The organism is Guptibacillus hwajinpoensis (genome assembly GCF_020171785.1).
In the GTDB taxonomy this organism is placed as follows: Bacteria; Bacillota; Bacilli; order Bacillales; family Guptibacillaceae; genus Guptibacillus; species Guptibacillus sedimenti.
Map to the genome: position 1 here is coordinate 252,835 of NZ_JAIVAE010000006.1, position 25,594 is coordinate 278,428.

Consider the following 25,594-nt stretch of genomic DNA (forward strand, 5'->3'; position numbering starts at 1 on the left):
AGGGTGGTTATGAACGCACATCCATGTTTAGAGATGTAGAATTGCTCTGACGATATTTTAGGAAAAAGATACTTGTTATTGTAATCGACATAATGCCAAAAATGACAGACATCATTTGAAGACCGATCAGGTCTAACATCAACCCTGTTAAAAGCAAAACAATTTGAAAAATGATCCGATCTAGCATATTTCGGAATGAAAAGAATCGTCCGTGAAATTCTTTTGGTACTCTTGTTTGAAAAATGGTAGCAGCCGTTGGAAAAAAACACCCAACTGAGTAACCGAATATACTAAACGCGATAACCGATAGAACAGGACTGTTTGCAAAAAAGAGCAGTAGCTGGGATAGTCCGATAATAAAGGAAAACAAAAATAGAATGGTGTAAGGCGATTGCTTACTTGAAATTCTCTTTACAGCGAAAGCCCCTACCATAAACGACAGCCCTTCAGCTGTATATATCCAGCTTTTAATGAGCGAATTGTCTTGAAGCTCACTGATGCTAATCACAAGCAAATTAAATCCACCGATAAATAAGAGTGGAACTAACGTCATAATCAGTGTCATCATCACAATGGGGAGCTCTTTTATTATTGGAAACAAAAGCGTAAAGCTACTTTCTGCTTTTGAACGCTTCGTATCGGAAACGTCATTTTCTTCAATAGTAAGGAAAAACGTAAATACGACAAGAAGAAAATATGCCCCTAAAGAAAGAAGGTACATCGTTGATAGTGACATGATCACTAGAAAGATTCCTGCAATGGCGGTGCCAAGTACTCTTGATAACGTGGCTACATTCATATGAATCCCATTCATTTGCAGAAGCTCTTTTTCTTTTACGACGAGAGGAATGGCAGCCTGGAGAGCAGGAAAGTAAAAAGCAGCAGCTGCTTGAATGAGAATCAGAAAAATAACCATCCATAGTACAGAGCCAGTTTGAATGGCGACCAGCATGAAAATGACACTAATCGCTCTGGCAAGTCCAGCTACGATCATCACGGTTTTCTTCTTCATCTGATCTGTCACGCGTCCGGCATACGGACCAATCGCAACCCCGGCAAGGAGTCCAATGGCCAGAATAACGGCTTTCATAAAATCAGATGGAACTTTTTCCTGCATAAATTCTAAGTTGCCAATAATCCCGAGCCATAAACCTAACCCGGCCACGAACTCACCTGTTAGTAAAATCCAAACATTTTTATTTTGCCACATCATGCCGACCTCAATTTTTCTTATTTTTTATCATCATACCATGAGTATGCAGTTGGGAATTACGAATCTCGAAAGAATTTATTGAAAAGAAGAGAGATCTTTTTTTCACCAGTATGTCAGCACCTCTTTCTGTTCATGCTAGAAAGAAGGAGGTGAAGGGAATGGCATTAGATGTGTTGTGCGAAGTCGCAAACTGCGTTCACAACCGTAATGGGAAAAATTGTGGAGCAGACGAAATCTATGTTGTCAGTCATCAGGGAAATAAAGCACGTAATAGTGAAGAAACTGATTGTAAAACATTTGAGCCTGGTACCCTTTAAACTCTTCCAAGCGTTACGATAAAAAATGAAGCCGTCCTCATCAGAGGGCGGCTTCTCATTGTTTTGGAATCAATACTCCTTATAGGAAGATAGCATTCGCGAAAAGTTTACAAATAAATTCAGATAATTGTTTGCGTTAAAGTACGAAAACTAGTATCATCAAAGAATATAAATTTTGAATTAAATAAATTGTCTAATTTTATACGTGATGTGGAAGGGTGATTGGAATGGAAGGCAAAAAAGATCTTCGAATCAGAAGTAAAGTAATCAGTGAAGGTGTAAATCGAGTACCTAACCGCTCCATGCTTCGAGCAGTCGGTTTTACCGATGAAGATTTCAAAAAACCAATGATTGGTGTAGCGAGTACGTGGAGTGAAGTTACGCCGTGTAACGTACATATTGATTCTCTTGCGCGTGAGGCGAAAGCGGGCGCTAAAGATAACGGCGGCGCGCCAATGATTTTTAATACGATTACCGTTTCTGATGGGATTGCGATGGGGCATGAGGGGATGTTCTATTCTTTGCCAAGTCGCGAAATCATCGCGGATTCAATTGAAACGGTCACAAATGCAGAACGTCTTGATGGCATTGTCGCAATTGGCGGCTGTGACAAAACAACGCCAGGTTGCTTAATCGCAATTGGTCGTATGAACATTCCGTCCGTGTACGTGTACGGTGGTACCATTCAGCCAGGTAAACTGAATGGAAATGATATTGACATCGTTTCGTCATTTGAAGCGGTTGGACAATATCAAGCTGGAACAATTAACGACGAAGAGTTGCACAAAGTTGAATGTTCTGCTTGTCCTGGTGCTGGCGCGTGTGGCGGAATGTATACGGCAAACACAATGGCATCTGCGGTTGAAGCACTAGGAATGAGTATCCCAGGCTCATCCTCAACGCCTGCAGTGAATGATTATAAAGAAACAGAATGTCGTCAAGCTGGAGAACTAGTGGTTTCCCTTCTTGAAAAAGACATCTATCCTCGTGACATTATGACAAAAGAAGCATTCGAAAATGCGATCACGGTTGTCATGGCTCTTGGTGGTTCAACAAATGCCTTCTTGCATTTAACGGCAATGGCCCACTCAGCTGGTGTCGACTTATCATTGGATGATTTCGAACGCGTTCGTGAACGTGTTCCATACATTGCAGACATGAAGCCGAGCGGTAAATATGTCATGCAAGATCTATATGAAATTGGCGGCGTACCTGCTGTCATGAAGCTTCTTCATGAGCATGGCTTGCTTCACGGAGATTGCCTCACAGTGACAGGAAAAACGGTCGCAGAAAACTTGGCCGAAGCCCCAGCGCTAAAAGAAGGACAAGAAATTATCCGTTCTCTAAATGATCCGATTAAAGCAAGTGGCCCACTTGTTGTTCTACGAGGGAACCTAGCTCCTGAAGGTTCTGTTGCAAAAATGTCCGGTCAGAAAATTAGTCAATTTGAAGGACCAGCTCGTGTTTATAATAACGAAGCAGAAGCAACGGCAGCAATCGAAGCGGATGATATTAAAGAAGGTGACGTTGTCGTTATTCGTAATGTAGGTCCTAAAGGCGGACCTGGTATGCCGGAAATGCTTTCCATTACTTCCATGATTGTTGGGAAAGGATTAAATGGGAAAGTTGCCCTTATGACAGACGGACGCTTCTCAGGCGGATCGCACGGCTTTGTGATCGGTCATGTCTCACCAGAAGCGTTTGTTGGTGGACCGATCGGCCTCTTGAAAGAAGGGGACACCATTACAATTGATAGTGACAAGCAACAAATCAATTTTGACGTCACTGACGAAGAACTCGAGCGTCGCCGAGCTGAATGGGTACGCCCAGAGCTTCGATATAAGACAGGTATTCTCGGTAAATATGCAAGACTCGTTTCTTCATCCGCAAAAGGTGCAGTAACAGATCTTGATCTTGAGTAAATGATAGTGCGAAAGCCAGCTTCCTTCTATGTGGAGGAGCTGGCTTTTTTGATTTTATTGAGCAAAGGAAATAATGAATTAGTGGAGAATGAATTTGTATAGCTTAGAAAATAAAATCCAGAGGAGAGTGTCTCCCTTTGATCAAGAAAGATCATGATCCCCCGCATCATCTCCACAAATTAAAACTTTTACTAAACCGTCTTCCATCCTATCATTCGCGCATTGAAGAAGTGAAGGAGCAACTTGCCATGTACCAAGCAGGAATTTCAGGTGAGAAATCTCTAAACTTCCCTCTGAGTTTTTTAGATGATAAGCGGTTTTCCGTCTATCATGATTTGCGTATATATGACGGAGTCCATTATTTTCAAATCGATACGCTTGTTGTGACTCAGCAGTATCTTCTCATTCTTGAGGTGAAAAACATCTCAGGCACTCTCATGTTTGATCCCATCTTCAACCAGTTGATTCGCATTTCCGACACGAAAGAAGAGGCCTTCCCTAATCCTCTCACTCAGGTGGAGCGGCAGCGCTCCCAACTTCGCGCTTTGCTTCAAAAAATGAATATCCCAGAAGTACCGATTGAAACGCTTATTGTTGTCGCTAACCGCAGAGCGGTCCTGAAAGCGACAGAAGAGGCTCAGTTCATTTCTTCAAAAGTGATTCGGAGCGAGTTTCTTCCAACAAAAGTGAATCTGCTGGATGAGAGGTATTGTGATGAGCGATTGACGGTGAAGGAAGTTCGAAAGTTAGGGCGTATTCTTGTTAAGTTACATGAGCCGCTCGACCGAGACGTGCTGAAGCGATTTTCAATTTCTCCAGACGAATTGATTGTTGGTGTAGCTTGTCCAATTTGTGCTCGTCTAGCTATGCAGAGACTGCACGGGAGATGGTTTTGCGAAACTTGTGGTGCTTATTCGAGGAATGCCCACTTAAAAGCGCTCCAAGAATATGCGCTACTTGTGTCTAGAGAAATTACGAATCAAGAGGCGAGGCGGTTTTTGAGGATGGATTCCGGGGATGCTGCTACACGCTTATTAAGATCATTAAATCTAGAGTCAACCGGATCTACTAAAGGTAGGCGCTATAAGTTAGATTTTGGCGTTTCGCGGAATTAATTGAATTTCCGCGGAAATAATACGTGTTTTCGCGGAATAAAAATGATTTTCGCGGAATTATCCTGAAAATCGCGGAATTAACGTGTTCTCCTCCTCCAAATAACAACAAAAAAGCCCGCCACACATCCATGGCGGACCTCCTTCACTAGTTAGAAGACCCAGGTTTTTCGAAATTAAGATCCCAGATCACTCCATAGGCATCCTTTACTTTCGCAAACGTTGCTCCCCAGAAAGTATCTTGCAGCTCCATATATACCGTTCCTTTTTCTTTCAGGCGAGCATAGAGCGACTCGATTTCTTCAGCGCTATCCAGTTCGAGTGCGAGAGAGATGTTATTGCCTACAGTTACGTTTTGATTCGAAAAAACATCGGAAACCATGAAAAAGAGGTCATCTTTTTTAAAGCGTGCATGCATGATGCGATCGTCTAGTTCTGGTGGCGTTTCGAAGTTTGCTTCTCCAAACGTTTGAACATCGGTTATTTCGCCTTCGAAGACTTCTTTGTAGTATTCCAAAGCTTCACGAGCTGTGCCTTCAAATGAGAAATAAGAAATTGGGTGGTGCTTCATAGCTTTCACTCTCCTTTAAAGTAAGTCAGTACTTGTCTATCTACGTCTAGTATAACGGCATGATGAGGAATAACAAAGAACAGTCGTTCGTCATCAAATGCCACATTTCTACTTAATCGTGTGAATACCCTTCATATAAAAAGGAAGAGCACTTTGACGTAGCGAATTAGTCAAACAATAGGAGGTGCTTTATGTATCAGAAAGTAATCGATCCAAGAGTTTCAGAAACAGACGGAGCAGGACACATTAATAATACGGTCATTCCGGTATGGTTTGAATCTGGTCGCGATCCGATCTTTCGTTTGTTTAACCCAGATTTAAGTTTCCATAACTGGCACTGCGTTCTTTTGAAAATGAATGCACAGTACATGTCTCAAATTTATTATGGAACGCCGATAACTGTTTACACATGGATTAAGCGAATTGGTCAAACAAGCTTTGAAGTCTATGAGGAAATTCATCAAAACGAGAGCATTTGTGTGAAAGGAAGCGCGACTTACGTGAACTATCATTTTGATGTACAAAAAAGCATGCCGATCCCAGATGAGATTCGAAGTCAGCTTGAAGACCATCTTTACGACACTGAAAAAGCCACCAGCGAGTAATTTCGCTAGTGGCTTTTCATCGAGGAACTTAAATGTTGATTTTAACATCAGCATCTTTTTTAAGTTTGTCGATCAGTTCTTGCGTTTTCTTATTTTTTTGTTCCCCTTCTAGACCTTCTTTGATCTGAGGTTTCACATCTTCATAAGCTGGCATTTCTTCAGAACTACCCTGTTCTTTTGCCTTCTCGTAGTATTCTTTCATTTCTTCTTCGCTAACTTCATCAACTTTAATTTCTTGATCGATGTACTTCGTATATTGAATGTTTTTCGCGATTTCTTTTTCAAGATCTTCCATCGTCATGTCACTTTCTTTAAGTGCAGCTTCGAATTTTTTCTCATCTTCAAAGCCTTTTTTGACATTCTCAAGCTCTTCCTTCACTTTATCATCAGAAGCTTTAATGCCTTCTTCTTGAGCCGCTTGAAGGATCAGTTCCTGACCAACCATGCTTTCAGCGACTTGTTTTTTCATTTGATCTAGCTGATCTTTTGGTACTTCTTGACCCATTTGCACATATTGCATTTGGCTTTGCGTATAAAGGGCATTAAATTCTTCCCCTTTAATTTCTTTATCGTTGACAGTCGCTACTACTTTGTCTGCATCGACTTCATCAACTTCCGGTTGCTCTTGCTCACCGGCTTTTTCTTCTGTCTTTGTATCTTCTTGTTTTTTGTCATTACTGCTCTCTTCATTTCCTCCACAGGCTGCTAATACTACGATTAATAAACCTGTTATAAATAGGTAAGTTAATTTACGCAATTCACATGCTCCTTTCAAAAGGCTGTGTCTATTGTTCCACAAAAGTGTCGACTTGAAAACCCCTATCAGTAAGTATGGGATAAAAACCACATTCTTATTACAATCTTTCATGAAGAAGGCATAAGCACTACATTCTTATGCAACTGTTGCATAGTTTAATAAGTAGTTTTATGAAAAGGGGAGACGGTATGATTAACGGAAGAGAGTATATTGAACGGATTGACGGGCTCCAAAATGAAGTATGGATTGAAGGGGGACGGTGTTCAGGCAAATTATCGGAACTGGCGCCTTTTAAAGGCATTTTAAAAAGCAAAGCCGCCCTTTATGATTATCAATGTCAGCCTGCTAATCAAAAGCTGTTTCGATATTCAACACCTGATTGTAAAGGAGACTATGGTTTTTCTTATCATCAGCCTACGACGATTGAAGATCTCACGAATCGCCGCTTGGCAACCCAGGCGTGGGCACGATTAAGTGCAGGACTGATGGGAAGATCACCAGATTATATGAATACCCTACTTATGACGCTTGGGTATGCAGCACCGCATTTTGCGCGAAATCAGAAAGTTTTTGGAGACAATATTAAGAGATTATATGAAAAGGCAAGAGAGAAAGATTTGTCTATCACACATACGTTTATTAATCCGCAGGTTAATCGATCGGCTACTCAGTACTTTGATGATACGAATGTCACAGCGGCCAAAGTGGTTGAGGAAAAAGAAGAAGGAATCGTCATTAAAGGTGCGAGATTGTTAGCTACCCAGGGGGGATTAACAGATGAATTACTCGTTCTACCTGCCGGAGGCTACACATTGGATGATGCTTATTTATTCGGTTTTATGATTCCTTCTGACACCGCAGGACTGAAATTCATCTGTAGGGAATCGTTTTGCTATCGTGATTCCCGATTTGATCATCCTCTCGCTTCACAATATGAGGAAATTGATTCTATCGTCGTATTTGAGGATGTTTTAGTCCCCTGGGAATGTGTCTTTCTTTATAAAGATGCTCAAATCGTCGGAGAGATGGAAGAAGCGACTGGTATGTACACGTTCTTACAATTTCAAGCTGTGTGCAGGCAGGTAGTAAAGGTAGAATATATTCTTGGACTATGTGAGTTAATGGGAGAAGCCATTCAAATTCAAGAGTACGAGCATATTAAGTTAAAAATGAGTGAAATCATCATGACGCTTGAAATTATGAAAGCACTGCTAGTCACTTCTGAAGTCAATAGTCGGATAAATCAATATGGTACGCTTGTTCCGCAGAGTCAGCCATTGAAGGCTGCCATTCAATATTTTTCCGGTGTTTATCCAAGATTAATGGAGATCATACAACTACTTGGTGCCAGTGGGCTGATTTCAATTCCTACTGAGAAGGACTTTAATTCAGGCATTCAAGAAGATTTGGCCAAATATCTTCAAGGGGCGAACATCAATGCAAAAGAGCGTGTGCAGCTATTTCGAATGGCTTGGGATTTTGGGATGAGTGCATTTGGCTCCCGACAAACGCAATTTGAACGTTTTTTCTTTGGAGATCCAATACGTCTTTCAACGATTCATTACAACCGTTATTTCACTCAACCTTATGTTGATATGGTTCAAGCTTTTTTGGAGGAAAGGGAAAAGTAAAAGTAAAGTCGCGATAATGCGGCTCTTTCTTTTATTTATAAGAATTTTTTATTATGAAAACGTTTTCTTTTTTAGGAGGAAACAGAAGGATTGTTACCGAAAGAAGGTGAAGAACCTTATTACATAAAGGAGTTGAATGTATGCTTAAAGCTTCTATCTCATTATCAAATCGGATCATGCAACGGTATTTGCCAGATCCGTTTTTGTTTGTGATCATTCTAACGTTCGTTGTATTTGCGCTCGGAATGATTTTTACCGGAAGTTCACCAGTTCAGATGGTTCAGTACTTTGGAGAAGGATTTTGGAGTTTACTTGCTTTTTCCATGCAAATGGTGCTTGTTCTTGTCACTGGCTATGTACTCGCAAGTAGTCCACTTTTTAAGAAAGGGCTACATTTTCTTGCAAAAAGAGCAAAAACACCGGGACAGGCGATCGTATACGTTACACTCGTATCTCTGCTTGCAAGCTGGATCAACTGGGGGTTTGGTCTTGTTATTGGAGCACTCTATGCGAAAGAACTTGCGAGACAGGTGAAGAAAGTTGATTACCGTTTGCTGATTGCGAGTGCTTATAGTGGTTTTCTTGTGTGGCATGGTGGGCTTGCTGGTTCCATCCCACTGACAATTGCCACGCCTGATCATTTTACAGCTGATTTGATCGGTATTGTATCAACGAATCAAACGATTTTTTCTTTGTTTAATTTAATGATTGTAGCGTCTCTCTTTCTTCTTTTACCTATTGTAAATTATTTCATGTCACCTTCAGAAGATGAGCGTGTACATATTGATCCAAACTTGCTTGAAAAAGGGCACGTGGAGGCGGCGAGTCTTGAAGGAGAATTAACGCCAGCCGAAAGACTTGAGAATAGTCGCATCATTTCTTTGGTTATTTCAATTGTCGGGCTCGCCTACTTGGTTTATTATTTTGTGAATGCAGGATTTGAATTAAATCTGAATATCGTCAATTTTGGTTTTCTTTTTCTAGGAATCCTCTTTCATGGAACACCACGCTATTTTCTAGAAGCTGTAAGTGATGCGGTGAAGGGAGCGAGCGGGATCATCATTCAGTTTCCTTTCTACGCAGGTATTATGGGAATGATGGTGGCTTCTGGACTAGCTGCTCAGCTTTCACAGGGCTTTGTTTCGATTTCAAATGAATTTTCATTTCCGTTCTTTGCATTTTTAAGCGCGGGGATTGTGAATTTCTTTGTACCGTCGGGTGGAGGGCAGTGGGCGGTTCAAGCGCCGATTATGCTTGATGCCGCAAAAGAATTAGAGGTATCGATTCCAAAAACAGCGATGGCTGTAGCATGGGGAGACGCTTGGACAAATATGATTCAACCGTTTTGGGCTTTGCCAGCCCTTGCCATTGCAGGGTTAAAGGCAAAGGACATTATGGGGTATTGCTTCATCGTATTAATTGTAAGCGGTGTGGCGATTTCGCTTGGCCTTGTCTTTATCCCCTAAACGCGATGTGTATAAGTAGAACAGAAGCTTCCTTAAGCGGCTTCTGTTCTTTATTGTCGATGAAGCCTTAATGGTTATCGTTCGCGCGAAGCTTTTGATTTCGTATCACGCCATAAATCGCCAAGACAATGAAAAAAAAGCAAAGGACGACAAAGGTAAAGGAATATCCTACCTTTTGATCCTGATACATAGTGAAGGCATACAAGGCCATGGCAAGGGCGCTTATGAAAAGATTGATGATAATTAGAAAATGAAATTTTGGTTTATCCATTATTTACCTCCTTTCATCATATCTTAACATATCAAGGTTGGCATTTGTTCCGAGTTCGTCAAAGTCCGTTCATACGCCGTTCATAAAAGTATGGTACGGTAACAGGTGAAAGGATGGGTTGAACATGAAGAAGGAATTCCAAGAACGAATAGAAGAATGGAAGAATTTTTTGTTCATTTATAAATTTGCGCTCGATGAAATTAACACTAAACTAACAATTTTAAATGATGAATTTCAATTTGTTCATCAGCATAATCCAATTGAACATGTGAAATCACGAATAAAATCACCAGAAAGTATTATGGCAAAGCTTGAACGTAAAGGACTAGAAGTTACGACTGAAAATGTAAAGCAACATATTAATGATATTGCAGGTGTGCGCGTAACTTGTTCTTTTACTAATGATATTTATCGTATTTATAACATGATTGAAAGTCAGGATGATATCCGACTGATTGATGTAAAAGATTACGTGAAAAATCCAAAACCAAATGGATACAAAAGCTTGCATTTGATCGTGGAAATTCCCGTTTTCTTATCGAAAGGACCAGAACTTGTGAGAGTGGAAATTCAATTGCGTACCATCGCCATGGATTTCTGGGCAAGTTTAGAGCACAAGATTTACTATAAGTTTGAAGGGGAGATCCCGGATAAATTAAGCAATGAATTAAAAGAAGCGGCAGAAATCGTTCATTACCTTGATGCGAAAATGATGCGAATTAAAGATGAAGTAAACGAATTTAAGGAGCATGAAATTGAGGAGAGAAAACTTTTAACTAGGGGGCTTTTATGAAAACCATTCGTTGGGGAATCATTGGTTGCGGGAATGTTACTGAAAAGAAAAGCGGACCGGGGTTCCAAAAAGCAGAGTATTCGGAGCTCGTAGCGGTTATGCGGCGTGATGCAGAGCTAGCTGAAGATTATGCTAGGAGACACGAAGTGCCAAAGTGGTATACAAATGCGGAACAATTGGTTCAGGATGACGAAGTGGACGCTGTCTATATCGCGACGCCACCGTCGACCCATAAAGAATATACGCTTCTTGCAGCCCAAGCTGGGAAGCCGGTGTATGTTGAGAAACCAATGGCTTTAAACACAGCAGAATGTCAGGAGATGATCGACGCATGCCGTTCCAACGATGTGCCCTTATTCGTTGCCTTTTATCGTAGAGCGATGCCTGCTCTTTTGAAAGTAAAAGAGTTGTTGGAGAATGACGAGATCGGTAATGTTCGATTTGTAAGGACTGTGCATCATAAGAAAGCTTCCGAACAAGAATTACAAGGTGATCTTCCCTGGCGAGTGAAACCGGAAATTTCGGGTGGGGGCCACTTTTTCGACTTGGCCAGTCATACGCTTGATTTTCTTGACTATCTTTTTGGTCCTATTGAACAAGCGGATGGTTTTGCGAGTAATCAAGGCGGTCTTTATGAAGCAGAAGACATCGTATCGGGCACTTATGTTTTTCAATCAGGTGTACACGGAACAGGGCAGTGGTGTTTTCAATCTTATAAAAATGAAGATTTAAATGAAATCATTGGGGATAAAGGATCAATCGTTTATTCAACACTTCAAGAACGTCCAATCATTCTCAAAACTGTGTCTGGCGAACGTGAAATTGAAGTGGTGTATCCTGAACATGTTCAACAGCCGTTAATTCAGACTATTGTTAATGAGCTAAATGGCATAGGACAGTCACCAAGCACTGGAAACACGGCGATTAGAACGAGTAGAGTAATGGATCAGCTCGTTGCAAATTATCATCAAGAAAAGAAAAGTCTCTCATAGGCTTTCTTTTTTATTTGAAATTGATAATCATTATCAATAGAATAGAGGTAAGATGAGTTTAAAAGCCACGGGTCTACCATTTGTCTTAAGAAAGGGTGCTTATAAAAAATGAATGATACGATTCAACATACAATTGTTTCAAGAAGAACGATTCGCAAATTTCAACCGGACGATATCCCATTACATACAATCGTAGACATTCTAGAAGATGCGAAATGGGCGCCAAACCATAAACTAAGAGAGCCTTGGGAAGTGATGTTATATAAGGGTGACGGCAAAGAACACCTGATTGAGCATATCGAAGAAAGTATTGCCCGCATAGAATTTGATGAAGAAAAAGCGGAAAAGAAAAAGGAAAAGATTAATCAATTCATTCGTAACATACCGATTCATCTCCTTGTGACAGTAAAAGCGGCGACGACCGAAAAAGAGCGTCACGAAGATTTTGCGGCTACGTGTGCATTCATTCAAAATATACAGCTACTGTCTTGGGCGAAAGGATTAGGCGTTGTATGGAAAACAAACGGCTTTATTTTCGACCCTACCTTTCGAGATGCAATGGGACTAGAGCCTGGTGATGTGATCGTTGGGATGCTTCATATTGGGAAGCCAGCGTTTATCCCCAATCCGAAAGAGCGTAAATCTATTAAGAACAAGCTTACTATTTACGATACGCAACCAAAAAAGCAGCCTTCCTTTTTCTAGCGAAAAGGAAGGCTGCTTTACTTTATGCCACTTGTTCGATTGTAACCATTTTTGTTTTGCGGGCTTTCCATAATTGATAACCAAACCATCCCGTTGTCATACAAGTAATGATGCCACCAAAGACCATTGAGATGTTGTATGGAAGTTGAAACCCTTCTGGTGCAAGGAAAAGATAGGTTGATACCGTCATTGTCATGAAGAGTGCAGGCAAACTACAAATCCAATGGAACTTTTGTTTTTTTACAAGGTACATCGCTGCTGTCCAAAGCATGACAGTAGCCACGAGTTGATTTGTAAAACCAACGTATCGCCATAAAAACGTATAATCAATCTGTGTTAAAAGAAATGTCGGTGTTGCAACAGCCGCTGTTAAAAGAAGCGTCTTCCCTTTGCCGTCAGCCGCTTTCGAAGACCCTTTTTTAGTAAATAGATCCGCAAGCATCATACGAGATGAGCGAAGGGATGTATCACCTGTTGTGATTGGAAGAATGATGACGCCAACAATCGCTAGCACTCCACCAAATGTACCTAATAAAGAAGAACTTATTTCGTTAACTACACCAGATGGTCCTCCAGCAGCAAGTGCTCCTTGAAGTCCACCTGTACTTCCGAAGAATGTCATACCAGCAGCTGCCCAAATTAATGCAATCACACCTTCAGCAATCATAGCTCCGTAGAAAACTTTCTTTCCGTCGCTCTCACGTTTCATTGTTCTTGCAATGATTGGACTTTGAGTCGAATGGAATCCTGAGATTGCTCCGCACGATACGGTAATCATTAAGAGTGGCCATAGCGGCAAGTTATCCGGATGCAAGTTTGAAAAAGTTAAATTTGGGATAGGATTGTCCATAAAGAATAACCCGATTGCAATTGAAACAGCCATCACGATCAGAATAACTCCAAAGATAGGATAAATTCGACCGATAATTTTATTTACAGGTAGAATCGCTGCGAGTACAAAATAAGCAAAAATGAGCATCAAGCTCATCGTAAAACTAAGCGGTGTTACTTGCGCCATTAGCTGGGCAGGACCAGCTGTAAAAGCAGCAGCAACAAGAATCATCAAAACGATTGAGATTATATTAATCGTTCCTTTTGCCCCTTTTCCAAGGTAGCGTCCTACAAGTGAAGGATACTGTTCCCCATTATGCCTAAGTGACATCATACCTGAGAAATAATCGTGAACAGCTCCTGCGAAGATTGAGCCAATGACAATCCATATGAAAGCAACAGGACCGTATAGTGCTCCAAGCACTGCACCAAAGATTGGACCAAGACCGGCGATATTTAAAAGTTGAATCAAACTTCCTTTCCACCAGCTCATTGGCATATAATCCATGCCATCTTGCTTTGTATATGCAGGCGTCTCACGATCATCGTCAATGCCGAAAATTCGTTCAACCACCTTAGAATAAACGTAATACCCAACAATCAATAAACAAATGGCTCCGACAAATGTGATCATGTCTCCCGCCTCCTTTTTTATGTGTGAAAATATAACATTCATTCTACTCATCGCGGCACAAAAAAACAATAGGATTATTCAGAAAAAATATATTTTTCTATTAATTCAAGCGTTTTCATATTAATTTGAGTCCATAGACCTGGATTTAGATAGTAAAAAGGTTGTGTTTATGACTAAAATCAGTGTTAGAATATTCTTTCTTTTGGTGAGATTGACAGAATTATGTGGTCAAGGTGCGAATAACTTACCAATATAAAGGATGAAAATATGAAAATGAGGGTATATAGAGAAGGACAATATCGTCTTTCAATCCTTTGAGGAGGTTGTTTTTCGTGTCAGAACGTATTGCATACTTCGATAATAGTAAAGCTATCTTAATATTGTTAGTAGTCGGTGGTCATCTGTTAACGCCATTCATTAATGACTCTCGTTTTCTTTACAGCTTGTATCATGTAATCTTTATTTTTCACATGCCTGCTTTTATTTTTTTAGCTGGCTATTTCACTAGAAAGGCATCTGGGACAAAATATTTTTGGAAAGTATTCACGACGTTTTTGCTTCCTTATGTCATTTTCCAGGTCGTTTATTCAATTTATTACACAAACCTGTATCAAAAATCATTTGCAATTGAGTTTTTAACCCCAAGATGGGCCATGTGGTTTTTATTATGTATCGCTGCATATAAGCTAATATCCCCTATATTGCTTAAAATGAAGGCAAGTCTTTTGCTACCTTTAAGTATCGGGGCTGGTCTTGTTGTCGGTTACTTTGATGTTGAAAGATTTCTATCACTTGACCGACTCTTCGTTTTCTTACCGTTCTTCGTACTTGGCATGGTAATGGGGCGTAAAAAGAAGCCGATCCGCTTCCCATATATGAAGTGGATTGCTCCAGTGGTACTTGGCGGATTGTTTTTACTGTTTTATTTATACAAAATTGAAGGACTAGCTGATCTCCTTTACGGGACGTATGTGTATGAATCAAACACAGACTTGTTGATTCGCCTCACCTATTATATTGGAACGGCAATTGTTATGTTTCTGTTCTTTTCGGTAATTCCAGAAGGACCAATTGTCTTTACACCGTTAGGATCCAGAACGTTTGCGATTTATTTATTCCACGGTTTTGTCATAAAATGGTTCCTTGAACAACAGTCTTCTGAAGTTATTGCGACCATGTGGGGGATTCCATTTATCTTGATCTTTACGCTGTTCGTTTCTACCGTATTCGCCATGCCGTTTTTCTCGAAACTGCTGGCATTCGATCGATGGTTACCTTCACCAGATAAATTGACATCTGCTCGAAGATAAAAAACGGTCCGCACGTTTAAACGTGCGGACCGTTTTTTGAATTAAGCTTTCATTGTATCTCGTTCTTCAGGTTGTAAGAGAACATCTTCTTTACAAGGATAAGTTTTTTCGATGTGCTGCTCTCCCCATGAGCAAAGTGAATCAAGTATTTCTTTTAAAGACCATCCGTAGTCAGTTAGTGAGTATTCAACTTTAGGTGGGATTTGATTGTACACTTTTCTTAAAATCACACCATCCTCTTCTAATTCACGTAGCTGTTGAGTGAGCATTTTTTGCGTTATACCAGGCATCAATTTCTTAAGTCCACCGGTTCGTTTCGTACCTTCAATTAAGTGACAGAGTATGACGACCTTCCACTTTCCTCCAATCACTTCGAGGGCAGCTTCGACAGGGATATTATATTTTTTCATCGTATATACTCCTTACGAAAAATTTAGTAGTTCTATTTATATATCCTATCACCTATCGCGTGTTTTAACCAGAAAAATGATGACACACCCGGACGGTTTTTCATAAACCGATTAAAAATAAACGATCGAATTAAAATAAGGTACACTAAAGAAGAGTTAATGAAATCGTAATACTTTCTTCAGCAAACGCTAATTTTTGTTTCTTATGATAAGGCTATTCTAAATGAGAAAGGAACGGTGTGGATGAGTAAGAAATGGGTTTCTCTTGGTACCCTTCTCGTCCTTATGCTCATAGTAGGCTGGTGGTTGATTTCTCCCCTTTTTTTAGATGAAACGGTAAATGAAGAGCTTCCACCAACGATTGAAGGAACAGAAACAACCAGTGCTGTAGAAATGTCAGATGGGCGCTCCGAAGATACACAAGCAAGACATTATTCTGGAAAGTTTGTAAATGCCGATGAGAAGCACCAGGCGTCGGGGGACGTGACGACGTTTCAGACAAATAACCAACAATGGGTTCGATTAGAGAACTTTGAAGTAACAAATGGTCCTGACTTATATACGATTCTCGTAAAAGAAGGACAGTCCACAAGGGAAGGGATCATTCTAGGGAAATTAAAGGGAAATATCGGAAATCAGAATTACCGAATTCCAGAGTCCACGTTTTTAGAAGAAGGCGATCGGATCGTCATTTGGTGCAAAGCTTTCGAAGTTGATTTCGGTTTTGCAGAACTGTTTCTTAAGGAATAGAGGTGAAATAAGGTGGCAGAGAAAATATTGCTGGTAGATGATGAAGAAGCCATCCTTGATGTAAGTAGAAGATACTTAGAGAGAGATGGGTATCACGTGATTACTGCAGAAGATGGAAAAGAAGCTATAAAAAGATGGCAATTAGAAAAGCCAGATCTTATTGTACTTGATTTAATGATGCCAGTAAAAGATGGGATGGAAACAGCTGAGGAGATCCGCGCGATCGACGATGTCCCTATTATTATGTTAACAGCTCTAGGTCAGGAACGAGATCGGCTTTTAGGCTTAACGGTCGGAGCGGATGATTATTTAACCAAACCATTTAGCCCAAGAGAACTTGTTCTTAGAGTGCGAAACATCTTGCGCAGAACCAAACGGCAGCATGTAGAAGATTTATTAACATTCGGTGAGCTTACAATTGATGAAACGAAAAGGAAAGTAACGATTAATGGCGCCGCGGTAGACTTGACTGTTAAGGAATTTGATCTTCTTTACTTACTGGCTAGTCACCCAACTCGAGTTTTTCCACGATCGCAATTAATTGAAGCGATATGGGGGTACGAATTTGATGGGGACACTAATACGATTAATGTACACGTAAGGCGCCTTCGTGAAAAAATAGAAAAAGATTCGGCAGCTCCTAAGTGGATAAAAACGGTATGGGGTATCGGGTATAAGTTTGAGGAAACATCGTCATGAAACTTAGAACAATGCTCATGCTTGCTAACGGAATTTCAATAGCATTGATTCTTGTTTTTCTTATTATTAGTTATGCCCGAATGGTTCTTTCACCTGAATTGATAGTCACCCTTACGTTGATCACCGTGGGAGCAGGATCTCTTTCCATGCTGGCTCATTTTCTATTTACATCTCAAATTTTAAAATCAGTGAATCAGATGACAGAAGAGACGAGTCGCATTGCAGAAGGGAAGTTTGATGTGAAGGTGACGGAGAAAGGGCCGAAAGAAATACAAGAGTTAGCCCACCATTTTAATGTGATGTCTAACAAACTGAATGGTATGTTTTCAGAAGTGAAGCGTTCGGAACGGTATAAAACAGAGTTGATTGCAAATGTTTCGCATGACTTAAGAACCCCGGTTTCTTCGATTCGATCTTTTGCTGAAGCACTACAGGATAGGGTTATAACAGATGAGGAAACCCAAAAGCGGTACCTTGAGACAATTGAAAGAGAGACAGAGCGGTTAAGTCATTTAATTGAGGAACTCTTAAATTTGTCACAGCTGGAGAGTGGTACGTCACCGTACGAACCGCAGCTAGTTCATCCTGATGTGATTCTCGTGGAAACATTACAGCAATTTGATCGAAAGCTTGAAGAGAGAAAAATTGAGCTGTCCGTGCACATTGATGAACATTTAGGTGTCATTCCGATGATGCCTGATCAGATTAAGCGCGTATTAACGAATTTGATTCAGAATGCCATTGCTTTCTCTCATGATAACGCTACTATTACCCTTTCACTGAAAAAAGTAGAAACGTCCGCTGTCTTTTTTATTAAAGATGAAGGGCGCGGCATTCCAGAAGCAGAATTAGAAAAAATCTTTGATCGTTTCTATCGTGTTGAAAAATCTAGGAATACGAAATATGGAGGGTCAGGGCTTGGCCTGGCGATTTCACGACAGCTGATTGAGCTTCATGGAGGTAAGATCGGTGTTGAAAGTATTAAAGGTGAAGGTAGCGAATTTTGGTTTATGCTTCCATTAGAAATAAAGGAGGAATAACGTATGAAAGCAACAAGGTGGATTTTGTTAATTGGGATAGCGGCTGTCTTAGTTTTCACATTGCCGAAACTATATGATGTCATCTTTAAACGTTCATATGGGAGCGAGCCGGCACAGGCTGTCCAGGATAATGAAGCGATTGCTACTTTTGCAGGAGGATGTTTTTGGTGCATTGAACCACCATTTGAAAAGCTAGATGGCGTTCGAGAAGCTGTCTCTGGTTATATTGGTGGAGAAACAGAAAATCCTTCTTATAAAGAAGTATCTTCAGGAGGGACCGGTCATGTTGAAGCCGTTCAGGTGTACTATGATCCTTCTGTTGTTAGCTATGAGACACTGTTAGATGTATTTTGGCGACAAATTGACCCGACAGATAATGAAGGACAGTTTGTCGATCGTGGAGATCAATATTTATCGGGGATTTTTTATCATAACGAAGAGCAAAAATCGGCTGCGGTGAAGTCGAAACAGGAGATTGAGGACTCAGGGCGTTTTGATCAAGCGATTGTTACTCCGATTGAAGAAGCGACGACTTTTTACGTAGCAGAGGATTATCATCAAGATTATTATAAAAAAAATGAATTTCGCTACAAATTTTATCGAGAAAACTCCGGGCGCGATCAGTTTCTCGACAAAGCATGGGGAGATGATCGTGAGATAAACGTGCCAGAAGCGAAATCGGCTGTTACGTATACTGATGAAGAATTAAAAGAAATGCTCACGCCCATTCAATACAGTGTGACACAGGAAGATGATACGGAAAAAGCATTTGATAATGAATACTGGGATAATAAAGAACAAGGAATTTATGTTGATATTGTTTCAGGCGAGCCGCTTTTTAGTTCGATCGATAAATATGAATCCGGTACAGGCTGGCCTAGTTTTACGAAGCCACTAGTACCAGAGAACATTGTAGAGAAAGAAGATAAAAGTTGGTTTACCGTTCGAACGGAAGTCCGAAGTAAAGGTGCTGATTCTCACCTTGGTCACGTGTTTGAAGATGGCCCTGAGCCGACAGGTCTTCGCTATTGCTTGAACTCCGCTGCTCTTGATTTCATCCCAAAAGAGGAAATGGAAGAGAGAGGATACGGAGAATTTGTAAACATTTTTGATGAACAGGCAGAATCGTAAGCGATTCTGCTTTTTTTATTTTTAGAAGGATACAATAACAGTAGTCAACAGTTGCGTATATACGCCGCGGGGTATATAATTCAGATCATGTGAGGTGAAGAAACTTGGAAAACAAGAAAGCGGATGGACGGGTGCAGCAGCTTTTAGCAAATGAACGAACTTTTCTAGCGTGGGTTCGCACTTCGATTGCTATCATTGGTATTGGTTTTCTAACAGCAAGCTTGCATTTTACAAGAGCTGCGGGAGAACGTGCAGATGACCAGGTAGCGGTTTTTATTAGTTTTTCCTCGTTATTTTTTGGATTGTTGACGATCGCAGGAGGAGCTGTACAGTTTTATCGCACGAAAAAACGCATTTTAAAATTTGAGGTGCCATCCTCTTCATGGATCGTCGTGTTTCTACTAGTAGTCGTATTGTTAATGATTGCTTTAATTGCTACGTATTTTATTATTCAAATCAATTGGCTTTCTTAAAACCAAGGAGTTGACATTCTATACAGATACGTTATAATACCCCTATAGGTATTAAAAAACACAAACAAATTCGATTTACAGATAAATTTTTTTACTTGATATTATACCCCTAAGGGTATAAGGTGAGGGGAGGAAATGAAATGCAATACGATAAAGCAGTTATGAATCGATTGAAGCGAATTGAAGGACAAATTCGCGGTGTTATCCAGATGATGGAACAAGAGAAAAGCTGTGAAGACATTGTAAATCAGCTTTCTGCCACTCGTTCTGGTATCGATCGTTCGATTGGATTAATTGTAAGTTCAAATCTTGAACAGTGTCTTCACCAACAGATTGAACAGGGAGAATCTACTGATGATGTTGTGAAGGAAGCTGTTAATCTTTTAGTAAGAAGTAGATAAAAAAATTTAAAACATTATATACCCCCAGGTGTATAAGAGGAGGAAATAGAATGAGTGAACAAAAGAAAACAACGATTGTCCTATTTAGTGGAGATTACGACAAAGCAATGGCTGCCTACATTATCGCGAATGGTGCCGCCGCATATGACCATGAGGTAACGATTTTCCATACATTCTGGGGTTTGAACGCTCTTCGTAAAGATCAGCAAGTTGACGTTAACAAAGGTTTCTTAGAGAAGATGTTTGGGAAAATGATGCCGCGTGGCGCTGACAAAATGGGCCTTTCCAAAATGAACTATGGTGGAATGGGCAAGAAAATGATTAAGAACGTCATTAAAAAGCATAATGTAACAGAACTTCCGCAGCTCATCGAACTTGCACAAGAACAAGAAGTGAAACTCGTTGCTTGTACAATGACAATGGATCTTCTTGGCCTACAAAAAGATGAACTGTTAGAAGAAATCGACTATGCAGGTGTTGCCGCTTATCTTGGCGATGCCGAAGATGGTAACGTCAATCTCTTTATTTAAGGAGCGATAAGTATGGAACTAATCATCATAGCTGTCATTGTGTTAGCAGCATGGTTCATTTATAAAAAGGTAGGATCAGGAAAAGGTGTGACAACGATCACTTCTGAACAGGCGAAAGAAAAGTTTAACGATCGCAATGTCCAATTTATTGATGTGCGCACACCTGGTGAATACAAAGGGCAAAAAGTAAAGCAATTTAAAAATATGCCCCTCAATCAACTGAGTAAACGATCAAAAGAGTTAGATATGAATAAAGAAGTTGTCGTGATTTGTCAGAGTGGTATGAGAAGTTCAAAAGCCTGCGGAGAATTAAAAAGACAGGGATTTACATCTGTTTATAATGTTCGCGGCGGAATGAATATGTGGAAATAGGAGGAATTGTCATGTCTGGTTATGTTAAAGATGTTACACCAGCTGAAGTGAATGAAATGGTAAAAGCTAATAAATCGATTAGTATTGTCGATGTTCGCGGACCAGAAGAGGTGGCCGAAGGAAAGATTCCTGGTGCCTATAATCTTCCGGTTAATGAACTACAGGCGAGAATGAATGAACTTGATAAAGATACGGAGCATATCATTGTCTGCCAATCTGGTGGCAGAAGTAGTATGGCTTCAATGGTTTTGAAATCTAACGGGTATTCCGTTCTAAATATGACAGGCGGCATGCTTGCATGGACTGGAGAAACAGAATAACCAATACAGGAGGTAGAATGATGATACAAACTGATCACGTACTCGATGCGAAAGGGCTAGCGTGCCCGATGCCCATTGTCAAAACAAAGAAAATGATGAAGGATCTTGATTCTGGTGTCGTTCTAGAAATTCTAGCGACAGACAAAGGATCGAAAGCTGACCTTAAAGCGTGGGCTGATAAAGTTGGGCATCACTATCTTGGTACAGTAGAAGAAGGCGACGTATTAAAACATTATGTTCGTAAGGCATCAGATGGGGAAACCACGCTTGAGAAGAGCCATCCTCACGTCATTTCAAATGAAGACCTTACAGGGAAACTATCTGACGATGAAATCACGATCGTAGATGTAAGAGAACCAGCAGAATATGCATTTAGCCACCTTCCAAATGCAATTTCAGTGCCACTAGGCGATTTAGATACACGCATGGCAGAGCTAGATAAGGAAAAGAAAATCTATGTTGTTTGTCGTACAGGTACAAGAAGTGATCTTGCAGCTCAAAAGCTAGCTGAGAGTGGCTACGATGTAATTAATGTTGTTCCAGGAATGTCCGAATGGGATGGTCCAACAACGTCTGATCTTTAAGCATTAATGGGCGGGGGGCTTTTCCCCTCAACATAAATTTTTTTGCAAATTATAATACGTATGGGGGTATAAAAGTGGCTTTGAAACAAAAACAGGCAAGTGAAGTTGCAACAAAAGTGATCAATCAGGATGAACTTTTTATTCTCGATGTAAGAAATGAAGAAGCATACGGTGATTGGAAGATCGAAGGTGCATCCGTCACATCAATGAATGTTCCTTATTTCGATTTAATTGACGGCGTAGAAGAAATTCTGCCAAAGCTTCCGAGGGATAAAGAAATTCTTGTTGTATGTGCGAAAGAGGGGTCTTCCATTTTTGTAGGGGAAGAACTCGTTGAAGCAGGACTTGAGAACGTCTCTTATCTTTCAGGTGGAATGAAAGCATGGAGTGAACACCTTGAGCCAGTTAAGGTTGGTGACCTTCCAGGAGGAGCGCTTTATCAATTTGTTCGCCTTGGTAAAGGATGCCTTTCCTATTTGATCGAATCGAATGGTGAAGCAGCTGTTGTGGATGCGAATCGCATGATTGAGAATTATTCATCGTTTGCTGAGAATAAAGGTCTTACGATTAAAGCAACGTTTGATACTCACCTTCACGCAGACCATATTTCTGGTGGTAAGACATTAGCTGATCAGGTGAATGGAATGTATTACCTACCAGAAGAAGATGCTGGTGAAGTAACGTTCGACTATACGGCATTGAAAGAAGGAAGCACAGTAACGGTTGGAGAGGTTACGATTGAACCGATCTACTCTCCAGGTCACACAATTGGAAGTACGTCACTTATGGTTCATGATGCTTACCTTTTAACAGGTGACATTCTATTTGTCGAGTCCATTGGACGACCAGATTTAGCTGGTAAGGCTGAAGACTGGGTGCAAGACCTTCGCACAACGCTTTACAACCGTTACAAAGAAATGGCCGGAGAATTAGTTGTTCTTCCAGCTCACTTCTCAAAAATGGCGGAGCTTGATGAAAAAGGACTGGTCTCTGCAAAGCTGCAAGATCTTTACCAAAAGAATGATGGTCTTAATGTAGAAAAAGAAGAAGATTTTAGAAAAATGGTGACGGAAAATCTTCCACCACAGCCAAATGCTTATCAAGAAATTCGTGAAACAAACATGGGGAAAATCAACCCCGATGAAGAAACAAAAAGAGAAATGGAAATTGGACCAAACCGCTGTGCGGTTAACTAATAAGGAGGAATTACAAATGGATGCACAAAAAACACTAGACACAAAAGGGCTCGCATGCCCAATGCCAATCGTTAAAACGAAAAAAGCAATGAAGGATATGGAGTCAGGTGAAGTACTTGAAGTGCAAGCAACGGATAAAGGTGCACAGAGTGATCTAGCAGCATGGGCAAAATCAGGCGGTCATGAACTAATGAAGTCTGAAGAAACAGACGGCGTGTTCTATTTCTGGATTAAAAAAGCTTAGTAAAATGATAGGGGGTACTGAATAAGTACCTCCTTTTTAATGTAAGGGGTGAACAAAATGGATTTTAGCTTTATCATAACGATTTTTGCAATTGGATTTATAGGATCTTTTATTTCTGGAATGGTTGGGATTGGTGGATCGATTATTAAATACCCAATGTTGCTTTATATCCCACCACTACTCGGTTTTGCTGCCTTTAGTGCACATGAAGTTTCTGGTATTAGTGCGGTTCAGGTATTCTTTGCCACGATAGGCGGTGTATGGGCATATCGAAAAGGTGGTTATCTAAATAAGCAGTTGATTCTCTACATGGGTGTCAGCATTCTGATCGGTAGTTTCATCGGAGGATATGGTTCCACCATTATGTCAGAGCAAGGAATTAATGTTGTATATGGTCTGCTTGCAGCCATTGCAGCGGTTATGATGTTTATACCGAAAAAAGGCATCGATGATATTCCACTTGATCAGGTGAAATTTAATAAATTTCTTTCAGCTGCTCTTGCCTTTATCGTGGGGATTGGTGCAGGAATCGTTGGCGCGGCTGGAGCATTTCTTCTCGTTCCGATCATGCTCGTCGTGTTAAAAATTCCGACGCGAATGACAATTGCTTCTTCTCTTGCGATTACGTTTATTTCCTCAATCGGTTCAACTGTAGGTAAATTGGCAACTGGTCAAGTTCTTTTACTCCCAGCCGCAGTTATGATTGTCGCAAGCTTAATTGCTTCACCGCTTGGTGCCAATGCTGGTAAGAAAATCAATACAAAAATCCTTCAGTGGGTACTTGCTGCCCTTATTCTTGGAACGTCCATTAAGATTTGGATTGATCTCTTATCTTAAGCGAAAAAGCTGTCTCGATGTGGTTCACATCGAGACAGCTTTTTTTATTTATGATTTTTGCTTGATTTCAAGTTCTTTGATTTGGTGTCCGTCTACTTCTAGAACCGTGAACTGATAGTTATCTACTGTAAACGAGGTTCCCTGTTTAGGTTCAATGTCATGTGTAAGGATCCAACCACCAATTGTATCCACATCTGTATGGTCAATTGATGTGCCAAACAATTCGTTAATATCACTAATGAGTGCTTTTCCATCAACGATCGTTTGGCCATTTTCTGTTTCACGAATGGGAAGCTTTTCATCGAAATCAAATTCATCTTGAATCTCACCAACGATTTCTTCAAGAATATCCTCAACAGTGACGAGTCCCGCCGTACCTCCGTACTCATCTACAACAATGGCAATGTGATTATGGCTCTTTTGCATTTTCGCTAAGAGTGTTTTGATGTGAGCCGTCTCAATAACGTGATTAATTGGGTGGATATATTCAGTAAGAACAAGCTCTTCGCCCCATCTATACTGTGTTAAAATTTCTTTAATGTTCACAACGCCAATGATTTTATCTTTATCCCCATCAGCGACAGGATAACGTGTATACTTGCCGTTTTTCATGATTTCAAGATTTTCTTCCGTCGTATTATCTAAGAAAAGACAGGTCATTTCCGTTCTAGGAATCATAATCTCTCGAGCCATACGCTCATCAAATTCAAAGATATTATTCACAAATTCCATTTCAGATTTATTGATTTCACCACTTTTGTAGCTCTCTGATAAAATAAGACGAAGCTCATCTTCAGAATGGGCTTGTTCATGTTCATTTGCTGATTTAAGTCCGAATAACCTTACAATACCTCGGGCTGAGCCATTCAATGCCCAAATAAATGGATACATGATGCGGTAGAACCAGATAAGCGGTCTCGCAAGAAGCAAACTCACACTTTCGGCTTTTTGAATGGCAAATGTTTTCGGAGCAAGCTCACCAAGAACAACGTGAAGAAATGTAATAATCGCAAAAGCTAGGGCAATCGTGAGTGGAGTCGCTATGGAGTCAGGAAGATTCATGAGCTCAAACAACGGATGCAACAGTAGTTCTACTGTCTCTTCTCCAAGCCAACCTAGAGCTAACGCAGTAATTGTAATACCTAATTGACAGGCTGATAGGTAGCCGTCTAAGTTTCCGAGTACTTTTTGAACTGCTTTCGCTTTTTTATTTCCTTCACTGGCAAGTGCATCAATTCGCGTCCTTCTTATCTTAACAATGGCAAATTCAGAAGCTACGAAAAAGGCGGTTAATAAAATTAGCAAGATCACAACGATAACTTTTATTAGTTCCAATAAGGCCCTTACACAGTTGTAAGGGTTCACCTCCTATGTAATAGTTGTCTTATTATATCGATGTTTTTCCTCTTTTAAGGAAAAGTAAAACAACTATTATTTTTCTTACAGCGTACTAAATGGATAGGATTGTCACTTGATT

30 protein-coding genes are annotated in these 25,594 nt (G+C 40.4%); 23 read left to right on the forward strand and 7 right to left on the reverse strand.

The features are described from left to right. Positions 1-7: 7 nt before the first annotated feature. Positions 8-1,210: an MFS transporter gene (locus LCL91_RS10410; RefSeq protein ID WP_224882205.1), complete on the reverse strand. Its 1,203-nt coding sequence runs from the start codon at positions 1,208-1,210 to the stop codon at positions 8-10. Between the two features lie 161 nt (positions 1,211-1,371). Between LCL91_RS10410 and LCL91_RS10415 the strand changes: the two genes are divergently transcribed. From LCL91_RS10415 to LCL91_RS10425, 3 genes are all read left to right on the forward strand, one after another. Then, positions 1,372-1,530, forward strand: a complete 159-nt coding sequence (locus tag LCL91_RS10415) for a DUF1540 domain-containing protein (protein ID WP_159784912.1) — start codon at positions 1,372-1,374, stop codon at positions 1,528-1,530. A 227-nt stretch (positions 1,531-1,757) separates the two neighbouring features. Further along, positions 1,758-3,452, forward strand: a complete 1,695-nt coding sequence (gene ilvD / locus LCL91_RS10420; protein ID WP_224882207.1) for a dihydroxy-acid dehydratase — start codon at positions 1,758-1,760, stop codon at positions 3,450-3,452. Between the two features lie 137 nt (positions 3,453-3,589). Then, complete coding sequence (locus LCL91_RS10425) at positions 3,590-4,567, forward strand: nuclease-related domain-containing protein (protein ID WP_224882210.1); 978 nt, start codon at positions 3,590-3,592, stop codon at positions 4,565-4,567. Between the two features lie 145 nt (positions 4,568-4,712). Here LCL91_RS10425 and LCL91_RS10430 read toward each other — a convergent pair whose 3' ends face one another. Beyond that, a complete protein-coding gene (locus LCL91_RS10430) occupies positions 4,713-5,135 on the reverse strand; it encodes a VOC family protein (RefSeq protein ID WP_224882213.1) in 423 nt (140 codons plus the stop codon). Between the two features lie 191 nt (positions 5,136-5,326). On the opposite strand from LCL91_RS10430, the gene LCL91_RS10435 reads away from it, so the two are divergent. After that, positions 5,327-5,740 (forward strand): acyl-CoA thioesterase, encoded by a 414-nt coding sequence (locus tag LCL91_RS10435; RefSeq protein ID WP_224882214.1) that lies wholly within the window; start codon positions 5,327-5,329, stop codon positions 5,738-5,740. Between the two features lie 28 nt (positions 5,741-5,768). Here LCL91_RS10435 and LCL91_RS10440 read toward each other — a convergent pair whose 3' ends face one another. Then, positions 5,769-6,497, reverse strand: a complete 729-nt coding sequence (locus LCL91_RS10440) for a SurA N-terminal domain-containing protein (RefSeq protein WP_160917820.1) — start codon at positions 6,495-6,497, stop codon at positions 5,769-5,771. A 188-nt stretch (positions 6,498-6,685) separates the two neighbouring features. On the opposite strand from LCL91_RS10440, the gene hpaB reads away from it, so the two are divergent. Further along, complete coding sequence (gene hpaB / locus LCL91_RS10445; RefSeq protein ID WP_224882215.1) at positions 6,686-8,128, forward strand: 4-hydroxyphenylacetate 3-monooxygenase, oxygenase component; 1,443 nt, start codon at positions 6,686-6,688, stop codon at positions 8,126-8,128. A 140-nt stretch (positions 8,129-8,268) separates the two neighbouring features. After that, entirely contained in the window at positions 8,269-9,594 is a 1,326-nt protein-coding gene (locus tag LCL91_RS10450; RefSeq protein WP_224882216.1) for a short-chain fatty acid transporter, read from the forward strand. 67 nt (positions 9,595-9,661) lie between these two features. Here the strand turns inward: LCL91_RS10450 and LCL91_RS10455 are convergent, their stop codons facing one another. After that, complete coding sequence (locus LCL91_RS10455) at positions 9,662-9,865, reverse strand: hypothetical protein (protein WP_224882217.1); 204 nt, start codon at positions 9,863-9,865, stop codon at positions 9,662-9,664. A 124-nt stretch (positions 9,866-9,989) separates the two neighbouring features. On the opposite strand from LCL91_RS10455, the gene LCL91_RS10460 reads away from it, so the two are divergent. From LCL91_RS10460 to LCL91_RS10470, 3 genes are all read left to right on the forward strand, one after another. Then, positions 9,990-10,658: a GTP pyrophosphokinase gene (locus tag LCL91_RS10460; protein WP_224882218.1), complete on the forward strand. Its 669-nt coding sequence runs from the start codon at positions 9,990-9,992 to the stop codon at positions 10,656-10,658. Next, a complete protein-coding gene (locus tag LCL91_RS10465) occupies positions 10,655-11,650 on the forward strand; it encodes a Gfo/Idh/MocA family protein (RefSeq protein ID WP_224882219.1) in 996 nt (331 codons plus the stop codon). The genes LCL91_RS10460 and LCL91_RS10465 overlap by 4 nt, the downstream gene beginning before the upstream one ends. A gap of 108 nt (positions 11,651-11,758) precedes the next feature. Beyond that, complete coding sequence (locus LCL91_RS10470) at positions 11,759-12,355, forward strand: nitroreductase family protein (RefSeq protein WP_224882221.1); 597 nt, start codon at positions 11,759-11,761, stop codon at positions 12,353-12,355. A 22-nt stretch (positions 12,356-12,377) separates the two neighbouring features. Here the strand turns inward: LCL91_RS10470 and LCL91_RS10475 are convergent, their stop codons facing one another. After that, entirely contained in the window at positions 12,378-13,820 is a 1,443-nt protein-coding gene (locus LCL91_RS10475) for a carbon starvation CstA family protein (protein ID WP_224882223.1), read from the reverse strand. Between the two features lie 332 nt (positions 13,821-14,152). Between LCL91_RS10475 and LCL91_RS10480 the strand changes: the two genes are divergently transcribed. Next, a complete protein-coding gene (locus LCL91_RS10480) occupies positions 14,153-15,130 on the forward strand; it encodes an acyltransferase family protein (protein ID WP_224882225.1) in 978 nt (325 codons plus the stop codon). A gap of 41 nt (positions 15,131-15,171) precedes the next feature. Here LCL91_RS10480 and LCL91_RS10485 read toward each other — a convergent pair whose 3' ends face one another. Continuing rightward, positions 15,172-15,540, reverse strand: a complete 369-nt coding sequence (locus LCL91_RS10485; protein ID WP_224596255.1) for a winged helix-turn-helix transcriptional regulator — start codon at positions 15,538-15,540, stop codon at positions 15,172-15,174. Positions 15,541-15,783: 243 nt separating this feature from the next. On the opposite strand from LCL91_RS10485, the gene LCL91_RS10490 reads away from it, so the two are divergent. The 13 genes from LCL91_RS10490 to LCL91_RS10550 all read left to right on the forward strand — a co-directional run bounded on the left by LCL91_RS10490 (position 15,784) and on the right by LCL91_RS10550 (position 24,117). Beyond that, on the forward strand, positions 15,784-16,290 hold the full coding sequence (locus LCL91_RS10490; RefSeq protein ID WP_224882227.1) for a DM13 domain-containing protein: 507 nt from the start codon (positions 15,784-15,786) through the stop codon (positions 16,288-16,290). A 12-nt stretch (positions 16,291-16,302) separates the two neighbouring features. Beyond that, entirely contained in the window at positions 16,303-16,989 is a 687-nt protein-coding gene (locus LCL91_RS10495; protein WP_224882228.1) for a response regulator transcription factor, read from the forward strand. Continuing rightward, positions 16,986-18,029: a sensor histidine kinase gene (locus tag LCL91_RS10500; RefSeq protein ID WP_224882230.1), complete on the forward strand. Its 1,044-nt coding sequence runs from the start codon at positions 16,986-16,988 to the stop codon at positions 18,027-18,029. Before LCL91_RS10495 ends, LCL91_RS10500 begins: the two co-directional genes overlap by 4 nt. 3 nt (positions 18,030-18,032) lie before the next feature. Then, positions 18,033-19,160 carry a peptide-methionine (S)-S-oxide reductase MsrA gene (msrA, locus tag LCL91_RS10505; protein ID WP_224882232.1) on the forward strand — a complete coding sequence of 376 codons (1,128 nt, stop codon included), beginning with the start codon at positions 18,033-18,035 and terminating at the stop codon, positions 19,158-19,160. A gap of 104 nt (positions 19,161-19,264) precedes the next feature. Further along, positions 19,265-19,633 carry a YidH family protein gene (locus tag LCL91_RS10510; RefSeq protein WP_098444989.1) on the forward strand — a complete coding sequence of 123 codons (369 nt, stop codon included), beginning with the start codon at positions 19,265-19,267 and terminating at the stop codon, positions 19,631-19,633. A 140-nt stretch (positions 19,634-19,773) separates the two neighbouring features. Further along, on the forward strand, positions 19,774-20,034 hold the full coding sequence (locus LCL91_RS10515; RefSeq protein WP_194218830.1) for a metal-sensitive transcriptional regulator: 261 nt from the start codon (positions 19,774-19,776) through the stop codon (positions 20,032-20,034). 50 nt (positions 20,035-20,084) lie between these two features. Then, positions 20,085-20,564 carry a DsrE/DsrF/DrsH-like family protein gene (locus LCL91_RS10520; protein ID WP_098444987.1) on the forward strand — a complete coding sequence of 160 codons (480 nt, stop codon included), beginning with the start codon at positions 20,085-20,087 and terminating at the stop codon, positions 20,562-20,564. A gap of 12 nt (positions 20,565-20,576) precedes the next feature. Further along, complete coding sequence (locus tag LCL91_RS10525) at positions 20,577-20,936, forward strand: rhodanese-like domain-containing protein (protein WP_224882234.1); 360 nt, start codon at positions 20,577-20,579, stop codon at positions 20,934-20,936. Positions 20,937-20,947: 11 nt separating this feature from the next. Then, entirely contained in the window at positions 20,948-21,256 is a 309-nt protein-coding gene (locus tag LCL91_RS10530) for a rhodanese-like domain-containing protein (RefSeq protein ID WP_224882235.1), read from the forward strand. 20 nt (positions 21,257-21,276) lie between these two features. Continuing rightward, on the forward strand, positions 21,277-21,840 hold the full coding sequence (locus tag LCL91_RS10535; protein WP_224882236.1) for a sulfurtransferase TusA family protein: 564 nt from the start codon (positions 21,277-21,279) through the stop codon (positions 21,838-21,840). A gap of 74 nt (positions 21,841-21,914) precedes the next feature. Then, positions 21,915-23,036, forward strand: a complete 1,122-nt coding sequence (locus tag LCL91_RS10540; protein ID WP_224882237.1) for an MBL fold metallo-hydrolase — start codon at positions 21,915-21,917, stop codon at positions 23,034-23,036. Positions 23,037-23,052: 16 nt separating this feature from the next. Continuing rightward, positions 23,053-23,280 (forward strand): sulfurtransferase TusA family protein, encoded by a 228-nt coding sequence (locus tag LCL91_RS10545; RefSeq protein ID WP_098444982.1) that lies wholly within the window; start codon positions 23,053-23,055, stop codon positions 23,278-23,280. A gap of 57 nt (positions 23,281-23,337) precedes the next feature. Further along, positions 23,338-24,117, forward strand: a complete 780-nt coding sequence (locus tag LCL91_RS10550) for a sulfite exporter TauE/SafE family protein (RefSeq protein WP_098444981.1) — start codon at positions 23,338-23,340, stop codon at positions 24,115-24,117. A 48-nt stretch (positions 24,118-24,165) separates the two neighbouring features. Here LCL91_RS10550 and LCL91_RS10555 read toward each other — a convergent pair whose 3' ends face one another. Continuing rightward, positions 24,166-25,452, reverse strand: coding sequence for a hemolysin family protein (locus LCL91_RS10555; protein ID WP_224882238.1), 1,287 nt, complete (start codon positions 25,450-25,452; stop codon positions 24,166-24,168). Positions 25,453-25,594 lie beyond the last annotated feature (142 nt).

What these genes read in the sequence shown, in the direction of transcription:
- LCL91_RS10410 (WP_224882205.1), bottom strand. Translation starts at nt 1,210, where the DNA reads ATGTGGCAAAATAAAAATGTTTGGATTTTACTAACAGGTGAGTTCGTG.
- LCL91_RS10415 (WP_159784912.1), top strand. Translation starts at nt 1,372, where the DNA reads ATGGCATTAGATGTGTTGTGCGAAGTCGCAAACTGCGTTCACAACCGT.
- ilvD (WP_224882207.1), top strand. Translation starts at nt 1,758, where the DNA reads ATGGAAGGCAAAAAAGATCTTCGAATCAGAAGTAAAGTAATCAGTGAA.
- LCL91_RS10430 (WP_224882213.1), bottom strand. Translation starts at nt 5,135, where the DNA reads ATGAAGCACCACCCAATTTCTTATTTCTCATTTGAAGGCACAGCTCGT.
- LCL91_RS10435 (WP_224882214.1), top strand. Translation starts at nt 5,327, where the DNA reads ATGTATCAGAAAGTAATCGATCCAAGAGTTTCAGAAACAGACGGAGCA.
- hpaB (WP_224882215.1), top strand. Translation starts at nt 6,686, where the DNA reads ATGATTAACGGAAGAGAGTATATTGAACGGATTGACGGGCTCCAAAAT.
- LCL91_RS10450 (WP_224882216.1), top strand. Translation starts at nt 8,269, where the DNA reads ATGCTTAAAGCTTCTATCTCATTATCAAATCGGATCATGCAACGGTAT.
- LCL91_RS10455 (WP_224882217.1), bottom strand. Translation starts at nt 9,865, where the DNA reads ATGGATAAACCAAAATTTCATTTTCTAATTATCATCAATCTTTTCATA.
- LCL91_RS10460 (WP_224882218.1), top strand. Translation starts at nt 9,990, where the DNA reads ATGAAGAAGGAATTCCAAGAACGAATAGAAGAATGGAAGAATTTTTTG.
- LCL91_RS10465 (WP_224882219.1), top strand. Translation starts at nt 10,655, where the DNA reads ATGAAAACCATTCGTTGGGGAATCATTGGTTGCGGGAATGTTACTGAA.
- LCL91_RS10470 (WP_224882221.1), top strand. Translation starts at nt 11,759, where the DNA reads ATGAATGATACGATTCAACATACAATTGTTTCAAGAAGAACGATTCGC.
- LCL91_RS10475 (WP_224882223.1), bottom strand. Translation starts at nt 13,820, where the DNA reads ATGATCACATTTGTCGGAGCCATTTGTTTATTGATTGTTGGGTATTAC.
- LCL91_RS10485 (WP_224596255.1), bottom strand. Translation starts at nt 15,540, where the DNA reads ATGAAAAAATATAATATCCCTGTCGAAGCTGCCCTCGAAGTGATTGGA.
- LCL91_RS10490 (WP_224882227.1), top strand. Translation starts at nt 15,784, where the DNA reads ATGAGTAAGAAATGGGTTTCTCTTGGTACCCTTCTCGTCCTTATGCTC.
- LCL91_RS10500 (WP_224882230.1), top strand. Translation starts at nt 16,986, where the DNA reads ATGAAACTTAGAACAATGCTCATGCTTGCTAACGGAATTTCAATAGCA.
- msrA (WP_224882232.1), top strand. Translation starts at nt 18,033, where the DNA reads ATGAAAGCAACAAGGTGGATTTTGTTAATTGGGATAGCGGCTGTCTTA.
- LCL91_RS10515 (WP_194218830.1), top strand. Translation starts at nt 19,774, where the DNA reads ATGCAATACGATAAAGCAGTTATGAATCGATTGAAGCGAATTGAAGGA.
- LCL91_RS10520 (WP_098444987.1), top strand. Translation starts at nt 20,085, where the DNA reads ATGAGTGAACAAAAGAAAACAACGATTGTCCTATTTAGTGGAGATTAC.
- LCL91_RS10525 (WP_224882234.1), top strand. Translation starts at nt 20,577, where the DNA reads ATGGAACTAATCATCATAGCTGTCATTGTGTTAGCAGCATGGTTCATT.
- LCL91_RS10530 (WP_224882235.1), top strand. Translation starts at nt 20,948, where the DNA reads ATGTCTGGTTATGTTAAAGATGTTACACCAGCTGAAGTGAATGAAATG.
- LCL91_RS10535 (WP_224882236.1), top strand. Translation starts at nt 21,277, where the DNA reads ATGATACAAACTGATCACGTACTCGATGCGAAAGGGCTAGCGTGCCCG.
- LCL91_RS10545 (WP_098444982.1), top strand. Translation starts at nt 23,053, where the DNA reads ATGGATGCACAAAAAACACTAGACACAAAAGGGCTCGCATGCCCAATG.
- LCL91_RS10550 (WP_098444981.1), top strand. Translation starts at nt 23,338, where the DNA reads ATGGATTTTAGCTTTATCATAACGATTTTTGCAATTGGATTTATAGGA.